The 15,819-nt window shown below is 54.7% G+C and carries 15 protein-coding genes; all 15 read left to right on the forward strand.

Annotated features, from left to right (window positions below; all coding sequences use genetic code 11):
* Positions 1–15: 15 nt before the first annotated feature.
* The 15 genes from uvrA (at position 16) to HZB29_08755 (ending at position 15,483) form a co-directional block, all read left to right on the forward strand.
* Entirely contained in the window at positions 16–2,865 is a 2,850-nt protein-coding gene (gene uvrA / locus HZB29_08685; GenBank protein MBI5815669.1) for an excinuclease ABC subunit UvrA, read from the forward strand.
* A 278-nt stretch (positions 2,866–3,143) separates the two neighbouring features.
* On the forward strand, positions 3,144–3,383 hold the full coding sequence (locus HZB29_08690) for a DUF2283 domain-containing protein (protein ID MBI5815670.1): 240 nt from the start codon (positions 3,144–3,146) through the stop codon (positions 3,381–3,383).
* Positions 3,380–4,123 carry a tRNA pseudouridine(38-40) synthase TruA gene (gene truA, locus HZB29_08695; protein ID MBI5815671.1) on the forward strand — a complete coding sequence of 248 codons (744 nt, stop codon included), beginning with the start codon at positions 3,380–3,382 and terminating at the stop codon, positions 4,121–4,123. Before HZB29_08690 ends, truA begins: the two co-directional genes overlap by 4 nt.
* Positions 4,124–4,237: 114 nt before the next feature.
* Positions 4,238–5,458, forward strand: coding sequence for an alanine transaminase (gene alaC / locus HZB29_08700; protein MBI5815672.1), 1,221 nt, complete (start codon positions 4,238–4,240; stop codon positions 5,456–5,458).
* The gene (locus tag HZB29_08705; GenBank protein ID MBI5815673.1) at positions 5,458–6,762 is read left to right on the forward strand and encodes a homoserine dehydrogenase; all 1,305 of its coding nucleotides are present in this window, start codon (positions 5,458–5,460) and stop codon (positions 6,760–6,762) included. The genes alaC and HZB29_08705 overlap by 1 nt, the downstream gene beginning before the upstream one ends.
* Positions 6,763–6,815: 53 nt before the next feature.
* On the forward strand, positions 6,816–7,022 hold the full coding sequence (locus HZB29_08710; protein ID MBI5815674.1) for a type II toxin-antitoxin system HicB family antitoxin: 207 nt from the start codon (positions 6,816–6,818) through the stop codon (positions 7,020–7,022).
* Positions 7,019–7,750 (forward strand): hypothetical protein, encoded by a 732-nt coding sequence (locus HZB29_08715; GenBank protein MBI5815675.1) that lies wholly within the window; start codon positions 7,019–7,021, stop codon positions 7,748–7,750. The genes HZB29_08710 and HZB29_08715 overlap by 4 nt, the downstream gene beginning before the upstream one ends.
* Before the next feature lie 27 nt (positions 7,751–7,777).
* Positions 7,778–8,107 carry a nucleotidyltransferase domain-containing protein gene (locus tag HZB29_08720; protein MBI5815676.1) on the forward strand — a complete coding sequence of 110 codons (330 nt, stop codon included), beginning with the start codon at positions 7,778–7,780 and terminating at the stop codon, positions 8,105–8,107.
* Positions 8,088–8,483 carry a HEPN domain-containing protein gene (locus HZB29_08725; GenBank protein ID MBI5815677.1) on the forward strand — a complete coding sequence of 132 codons (396 nt, stop codon included), beginning with the start codon at positions 8,088–8,090 and terminating at the stop codon, positions 8,481–8,483. The genes HZB29_08720 and HZB29_08725 overlap by 20 nt, the downstream gene beginning before the upstream one ends.
* 167 nt (positions 8,484–8,650) lie before the next feature.
* A complete protein-coding gene (locus tag HZB29_08730; GenBank protein ID MBI5815678.1) occupies positions 8,651–9,853 on the forward strand; it encodes a cofactor-independent phosphoglycerate mutase in 1,203 nt (400 codons plus the stop codon).
* A 29-nt stretch (positions 9,854–9,882) separates the two neighbouring features.
* On the forward strand, positions 9,883–11,136 hold the full coding sequence (locus HZB29_08735; protein MBI5815679.1) for an aspartate kinase: 1,254 nt from the start codon (positions 9,883–9,885) through the stop codon (positions 11,134–11,136).
* Positions 11,136–12,080 (forward strand): site-specific DNA-methyltransferase, encoded by a 945-nt coding sequence (locus HZB29_08740; protein MBI5815680.1) that lies wholly within the window; start codon positions 11,136–11,138, stop codon positions 12,078–12,080. The genes HZB29_08735 and HZB29_08740 overlap by 1 nt, the downstream gene beginning before the upstream one ends.
* Positions 12,081–12,107: 27 nt before the next feature.
* On the forward strand, positions 12,108–12,872 hold the full coding sequence (locus HZB29_08745) for a hypothetical protein (protein ID MBI5815681.1): 765 nt from the start codon (positions 12,108–12,110) through the stop codon (positions 12,870–12,872).
* Between the two features lie 24 nt (positions 12,873–12,896).
* Positions 12,897–14,504 carry a citramalate synthase gene (locus HZB29_08750; protein ID MBI5815682.1) on the forward strand — a complete coding sequence of 536 codons (1,608 nt, stop codon included), beginning with the start codon at positions 12,897–12,899 and terminating at the stop codon, positions 14,502–14,504.
* 556 nt (positions 14,505–15,060) lie between these two features.
* Complete coding sequence (locus HZB29_08755) at positions 15,061–15,483, forward strand: hypothetical protein (GenBank protein MBI5815683.1); 423 nt, start codon at positions 15,061–15,063, stop codon at positions 15,481–15,483.
* The last annotated feature ends 336 nt before the right edge of the window (positions 15,484–15,819 follow it).

Raw genomic sequence — 15,819 nt, forward strand, 5'->3', positions numbered from 1 at the left:
TACGCTGATGGACAAATGAGAGACAGCATTTACATAAAAGGGGCGCGGGAGCATAACCTTAAGAATATTGACCTGACCCTCCCACGGGACAAGCTTATCGTCATCACAGGGCTGTCCGGCTCCGGCAAGTCGTCCCTTGCGTTCGACACGATCTACGCCGAGGGGCAGCGCCGCTATGTGGAGAGCCTGTCCGCCTACGCCAGGCAGTTCCTCGAACAGATGGAAAAGCCGGACATAGATTATATCGACGGACTTTCCCCCGCCATATCCATTGAGCAGAAGACCACGTCGAAAAACCCCCGCTCCACCGTCGGCACGGTGACAGAGATATACGATTACCTGCGGCTTTTGTTCGCCAGGGTCGGTTCCGTGTTCTGCCACCAGTGCGGCCGCGAGATAGCCAGCCAGACCGTCCAGCAGATGGTGGACAGGGTGATGGAGCTTGCCGAAGGGACGAAAATACAGATCCTTTCGCCGGTGGTGCGCGACAGGAAGGGGGAATACAAAAAGGAACTGGACCAGTTCCGCGCGCGCGGATTCGTCCGGGTGCGGGTGGACGGCAAGATGTACGACCTTGGCGACGACATCGAGCTTGATAAAAAGAAGAAGCACACCATAGAGCTTGTGGTGGACAGGCTCGTGATCAAGGCCGGGCTTGATCGGCGGCTGGCGGACTCGCTGGAAGTGTCGCTTAAAATGGGGGACGGGGTGACGCTCATCGACGTCAACGGCGAGAAAGAGCTCCTTTTCTCCGAAAAGTTCGCCTGCGTCCACTGCAACATAAGCTACCCGGAGATCACACCCCGGATGTTCTCCTTCAACAATCCCCACGGGGCGTGCCAGGAATGCTCCGGGCTGGGGGTGAAGCGTTATATCAGCGAGGACCTGGTGGTCCCGGATGTTTCGATTTCGTTGCGTCAGGGCGCCATACGGCCCTGGAGCCGCAAGACCTCCATTTACTATTCACAGATGCTGGAGGCCATCGCCTCGCACTATAACTTTTCCATGTCCACCCCGTTTGCCAAACTTTCCAAAAAGCACCGGGACGTGATCCTGCGCGGCAGCGGCGAAGAAGAGGTGAAATTCTTCTTCGAAAAGGAGAACCGCCGCCACTATTACATGGGAGTTTTCGAAGGGGTGATGGGCAACCTGGAGAGGCGCTACCGGGAGACCGACTCGGACGCCATCCGTGAGGAGATAGAAGAGTACATGCGGCTGGAGCCTTGCGCCCGGTGCGGCGGCAAACGCCTGCGGGACGAGGCGCTGGCGGTGCGGCTCAAGGACCGCTCGATAATAGACGTCTCCTCCATGTCCGTCAAAGAGGCGCTGGCGTACTTTGATTCGCTGGAGCTGGACAAACAGCGGCTGATCATCGGGCGGCGCATTCTAAAGGAGATCGTCGAACGCCTCGGATTTTTAAAGGACGTGGGGCTCGAATACCTTACGCTGGACCGGCCTGCGGCCACATTGTCCGGCGGGGAGGGGCAGAGGATACGGCTGGCCACGCAGATCGGCTCGTCGCTGATGGGGGTGTTGTATATTCTTGATGAGCCTTCCATCGGCCTGCATCACCGGGACAACCGCAGGCTCATAGAGACCCTTGTGCGGCTTCGCAATATCGGAAACACCGTGATCGTCGTCGAGCACGACAAGGACACGATCCTGGCCTCAGATTACGTGGTGGACCTGGGCCCCGGCGCGGGGGTGCATGGCGGCGAGGTGGTGGCGGCGGGGACGCCGGACGAGATCATGGCGGACAAAAATTCGCTGACCGGCGCCTATCTGTCCGGCAGGAAACGCATAGCCGTGCCGGCACAGCGGCGGAAGGGAAGCGGCGCCAAAATAGAGATCGAAGGTGCGGCGGAGCACAACCTGACCGGGTTTGACGTTTCCATCCCGCTGGGCGTGTTCACCTGCCTCACCGGCGTGTCCGGCTCCGGCAAAAGCACACTCTTGTTCGACATATTGTATAAATCGCTGGCGCGCCATTTCTGGGGCTCGCACGACCGGCCGGGGGCCCACAAGGCCATCCGCGGCCTGGAGCATATAGACAAGGTGATAGACATAGATCAAAGCCCCATCGGGCGCACCCCCCGCTCCAACCCCGCCACGTACACAGGCGTGTTCAACCTTGTGAGGGACCTTTATTCCAAACTCCCCGAATCGCGCAAACGAGGCTACCAGCCGGGGCGCTTCTCGTTCAACGTGAAGGGGGGGCGGTGCGAGGCGTGCCAGGGGGACGGGGTGATGAAAATCGAGATGCATTTCCTGCCTGACATATACGTCACCTGCGAAGTGTGCGGCGGCAGGAGGTTCAACCGGGAGACGCTGGAGATTGAACTTAAGGGCAAGTCCATCGCCGACGTGCTGGACATGACCATCGAGGAAGCCAATGAGTTTTTCCTGAACCACCCGGCGATAGAAAATGTGCTAAAGACATTGATCGACGTGGGGCTGGAATATATAAAGCTTGGCCAGTCCGCCACAACTCTCTCCGGCGGCGAGGCGCAGCGCGTGAAATTGTCCAAGGAGCTGTCCAAACGAGCGACCGGGCGGACACTTTACATACTCGACGAACCAACCACGGGGCTGCACTTCGAGGACATAAACAAACTCATCGAGGTGCTCAACAGCCTGACGGACGCCGGGAACACCCTGCTTGTGATCGAGCACAACCTGGAAGTGATAAAGACCGCCGACCACATAATTGACCTCGGTCCCGAGGGGGGCGACGGCGGCGGGAAACTTATCGCCACCGGCACTCCGGAGGAAGTGGCGAAGGTGGACGGATCGTACACCGGTATGTTCCTGCGGGAAGAGTTGGGGACGGGAAAAGGGAGTTCGAAAGGCGCGGCGCGCGGATGAGTGCGGATATTACCGTCAAATTCCACCCTCACGCCATGGAGCGGATGAAAGAGCGCGGCGCGGCTGAACAAGAAGTTGTCCTTGCCGTATAAAGAAGGGCGCAAGGAGCATGCGAGGCTTGGCAGGTGGAAATTTGATCGCTAGTTCGAATTTGGCGGCCAGTGGCATGGGAAGAATTATTCCAGAAAGCGTCTTGAAGTTATCGCGGTGATTGAAAATAGCTGTTGGACTGTGATAACCGTTGTCGTAAAATTTTATTGAGCGCGAAAGGAAGGGCGATGAAACTAACCTATGATCCCCGTTATAACATTGCGTATTTTTGCTTCCATGAAAAACCTGGGACCGTCAAGACCATACAGGTAAGCGAAGACCTGAACGTTGACATCGGCCCGGACGGCTCCGTTTACGGTATAGAATTGCTCAACGCCAACGAACAGTTGATGGCCGAAGACGAGGGGAAGCTTATCGTGATCAACGAGGCGGCTGGCGGAAAAAAAGAAATTGTTTTTGACAGGTGACTTTGACCCGCCGCATCCGTGTTGATTTCCAGTACCTCGGCGCAAACTACGCCGGGTGGCAGTGGCAGGACAACGCGCTTTCCATCCAGCAGGTGGCCGAAGAGGCGCTATCGAAAATCGTCAACCACACCGTCCGTTTCACCGCTTCTGGCAGGACGGACGCCGGTGTCCACGCAATCCGCCAGCCTGCGCATGTGGAGGTGGAAACGAGGATGGACGACAACTCGATCATGCGCGCCATGAACGCGCTGTTGCCGCCGGACATTGCGGTGACGAGCGTGGAAACTGTTCCCGGCGGCTGGCACGCGCGATTCTCGGCGAAAGAAAAAACTTACCGCTACGACATTCTAAACACGAAGGTCCGCTCTGTGTTCCTGCATGGCAGGGCATGGCTCGTTCATTCTCCGTTGGACATCGAAGCCATGCGCCGTGGGGCCGAATGTCTCGTCGGCGAGCATGATTTCTCGTCGTTCCGCTCCTCCGGCTGTTCGGCCAAGAGCCCTGTGCGGACGGTTTTCAAAGTTCAACTCACGCGCGATAGTGATTTAATAAGTTTCACTGTCACCGCCAACGGTTTTTTAAAGCAGATGGTGCGAAATATCGTGGGGACGCTCGTGGAAGCCGGGCGTGGCAAGATATCCCCGGAGCGGGTGAAACAGATGCTCGAAGCGCGGGACAGGACCGCCGCGGGCCCCTGCGCCCCGCCGGAAGGGCTTTACCTTGTGGACGTGGTCTATTAGGCCTGCGCCGGTCATCACTTTCCTGACCTTGCCCCGTCCGTGGCCGCAAGTTGCAAACCACGATACCCGCGTTATAGAATAAGCCTTTGTAATCTGAAAGAGTTTGAAGGACACATGAGCGACACGGCTACCGACAACAGTGAAAAGGCCGCCGGCCCGAAACGCAAGTTTCAGAGGATTGAGCGCCTCCCCCCGTATGTTCTGGCGGAGGTGACCAACATGCGCGTGATGGCAAGGCGCGCCGGTGAGGATATAATAGACTTTGGCATGGGCAACCCGGACATGGCCACGCCGCAGCACATAGTGGACAAGCTGGTGGAAGCGGCGGGCAATTCGAAGAACCACCGCTACTCGGCCAGCCGCGGCATAACCAAGCTGCGCCACGCCATCTGCGGGTGGTACAAGCGAAAGTTCGATGTGGACCTGGATCCCGAATCGGAGGCGATCGTCACCATCGGCAGCAAGGAAGGGATAAGCCACCTTATGCTGGCCATCACCTCGCCGGGGGACTCGGTGCTGGTCCCTTCGCCGACGTATTCCATCCACGCATACGCGGTGATCATCGCCAATGGGGACGTGATAAACGTCCCGTTGTCCACCGGCGCGGATTTTTTCGAGAACCTGAAGCACGCGTATGAGAGGACGTGGCCGCGGCCAAAGTCCATGATGATAAACTTTCCGCACAACCCGACAACAGTATGCGTGGACCTGGCGTTTTTCGAGAAGGTCGTCGCCTTCGCGAAAGAGCACGACATCATCGTGGTGCACGACCTGGCGTACGCGGAGATCGTGTTCGACGGGTACACGGCGCCATCTATATTGCAGGTTCCCGGGGCCAAGGACGTGGCGGTGGAGATGTACACTCTGTCCAAGACATATGCCATGCCCGGCTGGCGCGTGGGATTCTGCGTGGGGAACCCGGAGATCGTGGGCGCCCTGCAAAGGATAAAGGGATATCTGGACTATGGGATGTTCCAGCCGATACAGATCGCAAGCATCATAGCGCTAAACGGCCCGCAGGAGTGCGTGGAGGAGATACGGCAGGTTTACCAGGACCGGCGCGACGTGCTGGTGGAGGGCTTGAACCGGATCGGCTGGAAAGTGGAGAAACCGAAGGCCACCATGTTCGTATGGGCCGAGATACCGGATGAGTTCAAGAAAATGGGATCACTGGAGTTTTCCAAGCTGCTGTTGACCAAGGCGAAAGTGGCGGTGACCCCCGGCATCGGCTTTGGCGACGGAGGGGACAATTTCGTCCGCTTCGCCCTGGTGGAAAACGAGCATCGGACACGCCAGGCCATACGCGGCATCCGCGAAGCGATACGGCAGGGCTGATGGACTCGGTGCGGCTTGGGCTAATCGGGCTTGGCACGGTCGGGTGCGGAGTCATCAACCTTCTGGCCAAACACGGGCAAACGCTGGCGGACCGCTCCGGCGTAAAGCTTAAGATCACCCGCGCCGCCGCAAAAGGTTTTTCCAAAAAACGGGACGCGGACCTCGCCGGTATCGCCCTATCCATGGACCCGTTCGAAATTGTCCAGGCAAAGGATGTAGACATCGTCATCGAGGTGATGGGGGGAGAAAATCCGGCGCTGGAGCTTATCCTTGAGGCCATAAAAAACGGCAAGCATGTGGTCACCGCCAACAAAAGGCTTCTGGCGGTCCATGGCGAGAAAATCTACAAGGCTGTGGAAGACGCCGGGGTGGAGCTTGGGTTCGAGGCGGCAGTGGCCGGGGCTGTGCCGGTCATACGGTCCATCCGGGAGGCTTTCGCCGCGAACAAGATCGAGGCTGTGCACGGCATAATCAACGGCACTTCCAACTACATACTCTCCCGCATGAAAGATGAGGGGAAACCCTTCGGCGAAATATTAAAGGACGCGCAGGAGCTAGGGTATGCCGAGGCGGACCCTACGTTCGACGTGGAGGGGATAGATTCGGCCCACAAGATCGCTGTGCTGGCGGCATTGGCCTTCCAGACGCCGGTGGACTTCGCCGGAGTGTACACCGAGGGGATAAGCAAGATCACCCCGGAAGACATCGGCATGGCAAAAGAGTTCGGGTACACCATAAAGCTGCTTGCCATAGCCAAGCGGGTGAACGATTCGATAGACGTGCGGGTGCATCCGGCCATGATCCCGTCAAGCCACCCGATGGCGAACGTGAACGGGCCGCTAAACGCGGTGGAAGTGATCGGCGATTCGGCCGGGGTGAACATGCTGGTGGGGCCCGGGGCTGGCGCCGGGCCGACGGCGTCGGCGGTGATGGGGGATGCGTTGGACATCGCGGCTCGGATGGCGCGTGGCACGGCAGGCAAACGGCCGCCGCTTGCGATCCCTTCGGCGATGCGCAAAAAGATAAAGATGCGCCCCATCGGCGAGGCCCGATCCCGCTATTACATTCGCTTTTCCGTGCCGGACAGGCCCGGCGTGCTGGCGCAATTGGCCGGGGCGCTTGGGGAGAGCGGCATATCCATAGCCTCCATGATCCAGCGCGGGCGGGAGGAGAACACCCCCGTGAGCGTGGTCATGACCACCCACGTGGCGGTGGAATCGGATTTGCGCAAGGCTTTGGCGAAGGTGGACACCCTCAAGGTCAACGCCGCCCCCGCGATGGTGATACGGATGGAGGGGGAGTGATATAATAATTTCGTGAATAATCGCCACGATTCAGGCCGCCGGAGAATAAAATTATGAGACAAGTCCTGGTTTATCGCGGGGAGGATGGATTCTGGATCGCCGAATGCCCCAGCCTTCCCGGTTGCATTTCTCAAGGCGAGACAAGGGACGAAGCCATCACCAACGTCCGCGACGCCATCGAAGGGTATATAGAAGTTTTACGGGAGGATGGGGTTCCGGTTCCTGAAGAGAAATTTGACGCGATACTTATTGCGGTATGAGCGGTCTGACTATTAACGCAGGAATAGAAAGACACGAAGATTTGATGGAAGACGTTATAAAGGAATTTGAAATAAAATTACCAGCGAGAGACTTTATAGAAAAAGCTCACAACGTTTTTGAAATGGTCCGCACCTCAGATAATGGAGTTTCGAAGCTCAGAAATTTAGAAGGACAATGCAAAAAAATTATTGAAGAAATATTGCCGATAGCATCTTTTTTGGGTTATTTCGAAAGACCCGGATTGATTTTATATTGTCAGTATCACACTGGAAATCAAAATTATGATGCTAGATTATTTTGTGATGGGCCGTTGGTTGGAAGGGGATATTCAAAGGAATATTATTTGGAAGTTACGGTGGCGCAGCATGAGAATGAGCACTTGGTAAGAGAGTGCCTTGAAAAAGGAATAGCTTGTTTTGGCCCCTTGGGGATAACATCCACGGGAACGATAAATTCGGTAACCAGAAAAATTGAGTCTAAGCCTTGCGTATCTGATCCTCAAGAAACAATAGATAGGCATTTGCGTTATATCAAGGAAAGGATTGAGGCAAAACAGAAGAAAGAATACAAAAGTGATACATTCCTGATAGTGTCACTTTCAACTGACACTGTATTGATGAAAGAGGAATTGCTAGGTATTTTTCAACAAGTAGGCAATTTAGATTATTCACCGTTCTGTGGTTTATTTTTGGTCGATCATTTGAGTTACCAAAAGGTGTTATTCTGAAAAATATTTGTAAGCGAGTCTATTTTTATGCAAACCATCTCCCCCTCAACCCTCGACGAAATCACACGCCGCCTCGTGGACGAGTTCCATCCGCTTAAAATCATCCTGTTCGGTTCGCAGGCGGCTGGCGAAGCCGATGAAGACAGTGATGTGGACATCATGGTCGTGGCTGAAACAGATTTGCCGGCGCAAGAAAGATTTTGCGCCGCTTCCAAATCTCTTGCGGATTATCCTTTCGCCTTTGATGTCATTATAAAGACTCCGGAGGAATTCCGGCGCGGCAAATCGGTGGTGAATCACATCGTTTATTTCGCCGACAAATACGGCAAAGTGGTCTATGAACGAAGAGACGGCTGACGCCGTGCGCCAATGGCTGGCCAAGGCGGAAAGCGACATCCGGACTGTTGAAATATTGTTGCCCGACGCCGCCTGTCCCCGCGACGTAGTATGTTTTCATTGCCAGCAATATGTTGAAAAGCTGCTCAAGGCATTATTGACGTTGCATGGAATCGAAGCTCCGAAGACCCACAATTTGAGGCGCCTTATTCAATTGGCCGTGTCGAACGTTCCAGAACTCAACGATCTGATTGATGATTCCGACAGACTGACGGAACATGGAGTGACATGCAGGTATCCGGATGACTGGCGGGAAATTGGAACCGAAGAAATGGAGCAGATGATCCGCCTGGCAAGGAAATTTGGCGCAATACTTGTTCCGAAGCTCAACGCATAGACAATAAATCCATTTCTGATCCCATGGTAACGTCAAGTCTTTTGTGTCAGGGCAAAAGGGGTAAAACTGTCCTTTGATTCCCCCTTCCGCCCATCCTTAAGTCCGCTTCCCAATCCCTCCTTTTCTATGCCATACTTTATCTTTAGGGTTTTACAGGTTAGTAAACAATGAGTTCGAAAAAATACGTTATCCTGCTCGGCGACGGGATGCCGGACTGGCCAAGCGCGGAGCATGACAATAAAACGCCGCTTATGATGGCCCATACGCCCAATATGGACAGGCTGGCCCGGGAGGGTTCCGCTGGGTCGGTGATGACCACTCCCGATGGATTCGAGCCGGGGTCGGACGTGACCAACATGAGCATCATGGGCTATGACCCGGCGCAATACTACACCGGCCGCGCCCCGCTGGAGGCTGCTGCCATGGGAGTGAAACTCGGCCCGGACGACGTGGCGTTCCGCACGAACCTTGTCACCCTGCGGCTGGACACGGAGGGGGTGATAATGGACGATTTCTCCGCCGGGCATATCGAGACGGACGATGCGCGGGAGATCGTGGCCGATCTGCAAAAAGAAATGGGGGACGATACTGTGTCGTTCCATCCCGGCGTGTCATACCGCCACCTGATGGTGTGGAAAAACGGCGTCAGCGATTTTAAGCTGACCCCGCCTCATGACATATCGGACAAACCGGTGAACGGCCATCTGCCAACCGGCCCCGGGTCGGACAAGCTTTTGGACCTTATGAACCATTCGCAGATGTTTTTGAAGAACCACAAGGTGAACGCCCGCCGCAAGGCCGCCGGTAAAAAAGAGGCGAACAGCGTGTGGTTCTGGGGGCAGGGGAAGGCGCCTTCCATGCCGACGATGAAACAGCGCGAAGGGCTTTCCGGCGCGATGATAAGCGCGGTGGACCTTATGCGCGGCATCGGCTCGTACGCCGGGCTTGAAATTATAAAAGTCCCCGGCGCCACAGGCTGGATAGACACGAACTATGAAGGCAAAGCCCAAGCCTGCCTCGACGCTTTGAAACATGTGGATTTCGTGTTCGTCCATGTGGAATCGCCGGACGAGTCCGGCCATGCCGGATCGTGGGACTACAAGGTGCAGGCCATATCCGATTTTGACAAGCGGATTGTCGGCCCCATCGTGGAAGGGCTGAAGGCCATGGGAGATTACCGCGTGATGGTATTGTCCGACCATCCCACCCCCGTGGCGCACAAGACCCATACGCTGGAGAAAGTGGTCTTTGCTGTCTATCCGGCGATAGACAACGTCCACGCGGACCAGTTCGACGAACGGATACGCGAAAGCTCGCCGCTGAAATTTGAAAGCGGCGTGGAGTTGTGGAAGTATTTCAGAAATGGCTAAGCTGGAAAACAAGGGAGTTGAATCGTAAAGTGGCATTAATCGTCCATAAATACGGCGGCACGTCTGTCGGGTCGCTGGACCGCATAAAACATGTGGCGCAGAAAGTGAAAAAGGCGCGGGAGAACGGGGACAAGATCGTCGTGGTCGTCTCCGCCATGTCGGGGGTCACCGACGGGCTTATAAAACAGGCGCACGAACTGGCCGGGGATCCGGTGGAGCGTGAGATGGATTTGCTGATGAGCTCCGGGGAGCGGATATCGGCGGCGCTGGTGGCCATCGCGCTTAACAACATCGGTGTGCCGGCGGTATCCTTCACCGGCAGGCAGATAGGGATGATAACCGACTCGTTCCACATGAAGGCCCGGATCAAGCGGATCACCGGGGAGAAGCTGCGCGACGCGCTGGCGGCCGGCAAGGTTGCCGTGGTTGCGGGATTCCAGGGGGTGGACGAGGCGACAGGCTCCGTCACCACCCTTGGCCGGGGCGGATCGGACACATCCGCGGTGGCCATCGCGGTTGCGATGAAGGCGGACGTTTGCGAAATATACACCGACGTGGACGGGGTGTACACCACAGACCCGAACGTGGTGCCCGGCGCCCGGCGGATAGACGCCATATCCTTCGACGAGATGCTGGAGATGGCAAGCCTTGGCGCCAAGGTGCTGCAGATACGCTCCGTGGAGTTCGGCAAGAAGTACAATATGCCCATATATGTAAAGTCGACGTTCATTGATGGAAAGGGAACGCTTGTGACATCCGAGATAAAGGAAATGGAGGACGTTCTGGTGTCCGCCGTGGCTTTCGACCGCAACCAGGCGAAAATAACCGTGACGGGGGTGCCGGACAAGCCGGGCGTGGCCGCCTCGATCTTCGGCAGGGTGGCCGAGCGGGAGATCAACGTGGACATGATAATCCAGAACGTGTCCGACCACGGCACGACAGACATATCGTTCACGGTGCCGCGCAGCGAGTCGAAAAAGGCGATAGAACTGCTCGGGCCTGTGATAAAGGAGATCGGGGCGCGGGAAATCACTTCCGACGACCAGATCGGCAAAGTGTCCATAATCGGCGTGGGGATGCGCAGCCATTCGGGCGTGGCGGCGAAGTCCTTCAAGTCGCTGGCGGACGCGGGGATAAACATAATGATGATATCCACCTCGGAGATTAAGGTGTCGCTCATCGTGGCGGCGGAGGAGGTGGACAGGGCCGTGCGGATACTGCACGAGACGTTCGAGCTGGCCCGGCCCGCCGCCGAACGGACGCATAAACCGGGAAAGAAGTGATGAATAATAAATTGAAAAAGAAGCAAAAGCTCTATCCTTCGTTAGAGCAAGGGCAGGCGGATTGCTTTATAGCTGATGAAACGGCGGATTATGGTACGACCACGCCGTTTGCTACGTATTTCCAAAATCAGGAGCCATACGTTAAATTGCTAAAAGGCGATTGCATTGAAATCCTGAATAAGGCGCGCGAGAATAGCGTTGATATGATTTTTGCCGATCCTCCATATTTTCTTTCTAATGGAGGTATTACTTGCCACGCAGGTAAAATGGTTTCAGTAAATAAGGGGAAATGGGACAAGTCAAAGGGAGCCGTTGAGAACCACAATTTTACCCTAAGATGGCTAGCTGCATGCCAAAGGATTCTCAAGCCCAATGGAACTATTTGGGTGTCTGGAACCACTCATATTATTTACTCCATTGGTTATGCTATGCAAGAATTGGGTTATAAAATACTCAATGATATTATTTGGCACAAACGGAATCCTCCACCAAACTTGTCTTGTCGGTATTTTACTCATTCTACTGAGATCGTTCTTTGGGCTGCGAAAAATGAGAAAAGCAGACACTATTTTAATTATGATTTGATGAAGAGTATCAATCATGGCAAGCAGATGAAGAATGTTTGGGAAATTAACGCTCCGCGTTCTGATGAAAAGGGATTTGGCAAGCATCCTACGCAAAAACCGATTGCTTTATTAAAGCGGCTTTTGCTAGCTTCTACACAAGAATCTGATTTAGTTATTGATCCTTTTAGTGGGAGTTCAACCACTGGTGTTGCCGCTGTTATGCTTGGTAGGAAATTTGTTGGGATTGATTTAGAGGATGAATATTTAGAATTGTCAAAAAAGAGGTTAACTAGTGCGATTTCATCATGCGTATCGGATTTGTACCATTCAAACCAGTTGCCGACTCATCGGCCTTTAGTCGCTTCTGGCGCAGAATAAATCATATTTAAGTTAGGACGGAATGCAATGGCAAACGGCAGATCTTGGAAAAAGATATTTGATGATTATGACATTCTTAATCACGATTTTGATGAATCCCCTTTTGATATTTCAGCTACCCAAATTAAAAAAGCTTGTCAGAATTTTAAAGAAACTGGAGAAAAGGAGGTGCGAATACTATGCAAACAAGACACAAGAACGGATAGACCCGATATCTTTACAGAAAACGGCCTCTTTTTATTACCTGTTAAAAACGGGCACTACAAAATAATTAAGGGCGAAGGTTACGTCGATATTCCTGAAATTTACAATGAAACAACCGGTTATAGTTCAAAGATTGATTTTCAACTTGAAACAGCAAAGATTGGTGATTCTGAAATGCAACACCTTGATTATGCTTATGCCACAAGTTTGATAAGGACGTTTACGGACGATCCCTCACTTGTGTTAACTATTCGGGGTAGAAAATACACTCCGAAATTTAGGTTTTTTGTTGGTAAACATCTAATTGAAGCTTCAAGCGTTCAAACAGAGGTTGATGCCGGATATGAAGGTAAAAATCAAATAGTGCTTGTTGAAGCAAAAAATATAAATGCAACTAATATTATTATCCGTCAACTGTACTACCCATATAGGCAATGGCAGGCGCATACTAATAAAAAGGTTGTTACGCTTTTCTTCGAAAAGGCCAAAGGGGAAGAGGTTTATTCAATATGGCAATTTGAATTTACAGAGAAAGAAGGTTACAACAGTATAATATTGGTTAAATCCGGAAAGTATAAAATTGAGTAGAATAGCTTGTTCTTTAGAAAAACTATGAAAGATTCTAAACGAATATTTATCTACGACACCACCCTTCGCGACGGGGCGCAGGCGGAGGACATAAGTTTTTCGCTGGACGACAAGCTGCGCATCGCCCAGGCGCTGGACGATTTCGGCGTCCACTATGTGGAAGGCGGATGGCCGGGATCAAATCCGCGTGACGCGGCGTTTTTCCGTGAAGTGAAAAAGCTGAAGCTGAAAAACGCCAGGGTCGCCGCGTTCGGCTCCACACATCATCACAAGAACAAACCGGCGGACGACCATAACGTGCGCTTGCTGCTGGAGGCTAAAACGCCGGTGGTCACCATCGTCGGCAAAAGCTGGGACATGCAGGCCGAAGTGGTGCTCGGCGTGCCGCTAAAGCGCAACCTTGAGTTGATACGGGACACCATCGCCTATCTATCAAAACGGGTGGACGAGGTGGTGTTCGACGCGGAACACTTTTTCGACGGTTACAAAAGCAACCCCGCATACGCCATTGAGACCTTGCAGGCGGCCCTGGACGGCGGAGCGAAGTGCCTGTGCCTGTGCGAGACCAACGGCGGAGCGCTCCCTTTCGATGTGGAGCATGCCGTGCGCCAGGTGGTGGAGGCCTTCCCCCGCGCGGCGATAGGGATCCATTGCCACAACGATTCGGACAACGCCGTGGCCAACACCCTGGTGGCGGTGCGGGCCGGTGCGCGGCAGGCGCAGGGGACCATCAACGGATTCGGCGAGAGGTGCGGGAACGCCAACCTGTGCTCCATAATCCCGAACCTGCAGCTTAAGATGGGCTATAAATGCGTGCCCGCCGCCAACCTGAAAAAGCTGAAGGAACTTTCAAGCCTGGTGTATGAGCTTGCCAACATGTCCCAAAGGCCGCACCAGCCATACGTCGGGCGCTCGGCCTTTGCGCACAAGGGGGGGATACATGTGGCCGCCGTGCGCAAAAAGACCGCATCATACGAACACGTCTCCCCGGAGACGGTTGGAAACGTCCGCCGTGTGCTGGTGTCCGACCTTTCGGGCAGGGGTAACATCCTCACCAAGGCCGAGGAGTTCGGCATCGACCTGAACAGCAAGGAAGAGGCGACCCAGCGCATACTCCACCAGCTGAAGGAAATGGAGAACGAAGGGTTCCAGTTTGAGGGGGCGGAGGCTTCGTTCGAGCTTCTGATGCGAAAGGCCCTTGGGCAGTGGAAAAAGAAGTTCGAGGTGGAGCGCGCCCGCGTCGTCTCCAACTTTTCCGACGCGGAAGGGACCAATTGGGCGGAGGCCGTTGTGAAGCTGAAGATGCCCGACGGCGCCGAGACCCACTCCGTGGCCGAAGGGAACGGCCCGGTGAACGCGCTGGACAAGGCGCTGCGGAGCGCGTTGATAAAATACTATCCGAAACTGGCCGAAGTGGAATTGCACGACTTCAAGGTGCGTATTCTCGACGAACGGTCCAAGACGGCGGCCCGCACGCGCGTTTTGATAGAGTCCGGCGACAGCGAGGGGCGCTGGGGGACGGTCGGCGTTTCCCCAAACGTGATAGAGGCCAGCTGGCAGGCGCTCGTGGACAGCCTTGAGTACAAGATGCAGAAGGACATGGGCAAGAAGGGGCGGAAAGGCCCGCGCTGATCCTGCCACGGCGATACGGCGCTGTATAAGTCTATCCCGCCGCCGCAAGAAACGATTCTGTAATCAGGCGAGCCGTCGAGGCTCCATTAACGGTGTGGGCAATTCGCTGTGGCCGCGCCACTCGCTGTGGCCGCGCCACTCGCTGTGGCCGCGCCACCCCGCGCTCCGGTGGAGCAGGAAACCGCCTCTCCTTGCAGGGGCGGGTTTCAAACCCGCCCATTTCAAAAAAATCTCGTCAGTAAAAACAATTGCCCAATTCGCTATAAAAACCTACAATAAGCCCGTGTTTAGTGTCACCCTGAGCTACGCGAAGGGTCTCCTTGAATCGGGATTCTTCACTGCGTTCAGAATGACAAATGCTGTTGAGGGGCCTACGAAAAAAACGCCGTAAAGTTTTCATAAACAAAAAGGGGAATGATCACATGAAACAATCGCGCGGCAGAATTCTTGCTTCTCTCTCTCTCTCTCTCTCTCTCTCTCTCTTCTAATACGTAAATTCACAACCATCACGTGATGGTTTTCCGTTGTAGGGGCACGGCGCGCCGTGCCCCTACTGATGATCGCCCTCACAGCCTGCGGCGGCGGCGGCTCATCAACCGCCAGTTCCAGTTCGTCCAGTTCTTCCGGCGGCGCGGACTATGTCGTTGTCAACGGTGTGAAATACACTTGCGGCGACAGCACGAAAATGGCCACCCATTGCACCGCGTTCAACACCAGCGGCGAAGTCCTCGTCCAACCCGCCGGCGCCACCATCACGTCGGGGGCGGTGGGATGGAGCGATGAAAGCCAAGGCTTCATGTTTTTTGGATTCCCCAACGGCGACAGAATTGGCTGGGCATCCAGCTATCCAAATGGATTGGGCGTCATTTACAACAACAGCTCATCCGAGGGTGTTGGTTTTGACGGTGTTGGCAGTAATGGCTGGTATCTGAATTACTGGTGGGAAGAGTTCAATGGCGGTTTCATCGTCGGCTGGTGAACCGCTAGGGGGCAACCGCAATGGTTTTGGGGGAGGATTAGCGCTCACCGGGGTGTTGTAGCCCGAAGGGCGGTCACCCCGGTGTCCTCTATCGTGATACGAGGAGTCCGGGGTGACGCGCTTACGCGCTTAAACACCCCGGACAGCGATTCGCCCCCCCTGGGAGCGCGGGGTGGCGCGGCCACTGCGATATCACCAGCGCGTTGCCTCACGGGAAAAGGTAACCGAAGGGGGCGTGGATTTTCGCCTCATGGTTCATTGGCCCATAACTCATTAAAAAGCCTCCTGAGTATTTTTTCAAATTCTTTTCTCAAGTGGAAGGGATTGAGCGTGCCA

This window comes from Nitrospinota bacterium (assembly GCA_016235255.1).
Classification (GTDB): domain Bacteria; phylum Nitrospinota_A; class UBA7883; order UBA7883; family JACRLM01; genus JACRLM01.

What these genes read in the sequence shown, in the direction of transcription:
- HZB29_08755 (MBI5815683.1), top strand. Translation starts at nt 15,061, where the DNA reads ATGATCGCCCTCACAGCCTGCGGCGGCGGCGGCTCATCAACCGCCAGT.
- HZB29_08705 (MBI5815673.1), top strand. Translation starts at nt 5,458, where the DNA reads ATGGACTCGGTGCGGCTTGGGCTAATCGGGCTTGGCACGGTCGGGTGC.
- HZB29_08715 (MBI5815675.1), top strand. Translation starts at nt 7,019, where the DNA reads ATGAGCGGTCTGACTATTAACGCAGGAATAGAAAGACACGAAGATTTG.
- HZB29_08720 (MBI5815676.1), top strand. Translation starts at nt 7,778, where the DNA reads ATGCAAACCATCTCCCCCTCAACCCTCGACGAAATCACACGCCGCCTC.
- HZB29_08710 (MBI5815674.1), top strand. Translation starts at nt 6,816, where the DNA reads ATGAGACAAGTCCTGGTTTATCGCGGGGAGGATGGATTCTGGATCGCC.
- alaC (MBI5815672.1), top strand. Translation starts at nt 4,238, where the DNA reads ATGAGCGACACGGCTACCGACAACAGTGAAAAGGCCGCCGGCCCGAAA.
- HZB29_08750 (MBI5815682.1), top strand. Translation starts at nt 12,897, where the DNA reads ATGAAAGATTCTAAACGAATATTTATCTACGACACCACCCTTCGCGAC.
- HZB29_08690 (MBI5815670.1), top strand. Translation starts at nt 3,144, where the DNA reads ATGAAACTAACCTATGATCCCCGTTATAACATTGCGTATTTTTGCTTC.
- HZB29_08745 (MBI5815681.1), top strand. Translation starts at nt 12,108, where the DNA reads ATGGCAAACGGCAGATCTTGGAAAAAGATATTTGATGATTATGACATT.
- HZB29_08730 (MBI5815678.1), top strand. Translation starts at nt 8,651, where the DNA reads ATGAGTTCGAAAAAATACGTTATCCTGCTCGGCGACGGGATGCCGGAC.
- HZB29_08740 (MBI5815680.1), top strand. Translation starts at nt 11,136, where the DNA reads ATGAATAATAAATTGAAAAAGAAGCAAAAGCTCTATCCTTCGTTAGAG.
- uvrA (MBI5815669.1), top strand. Translation starts at nt 16, where the DNA reads ATGAGAGACAGCATTTACATAAAAGGGGCGCGGGAGCATAACCTTAAG.
- HZB29_08725 (MBI5815677.1), top strand. Translation starts at nt 8,088, where the DNA reads ATGAACGAAGAGACGGCTGACGCCGTGCGCCAATGGCTGGCCAAGGCG.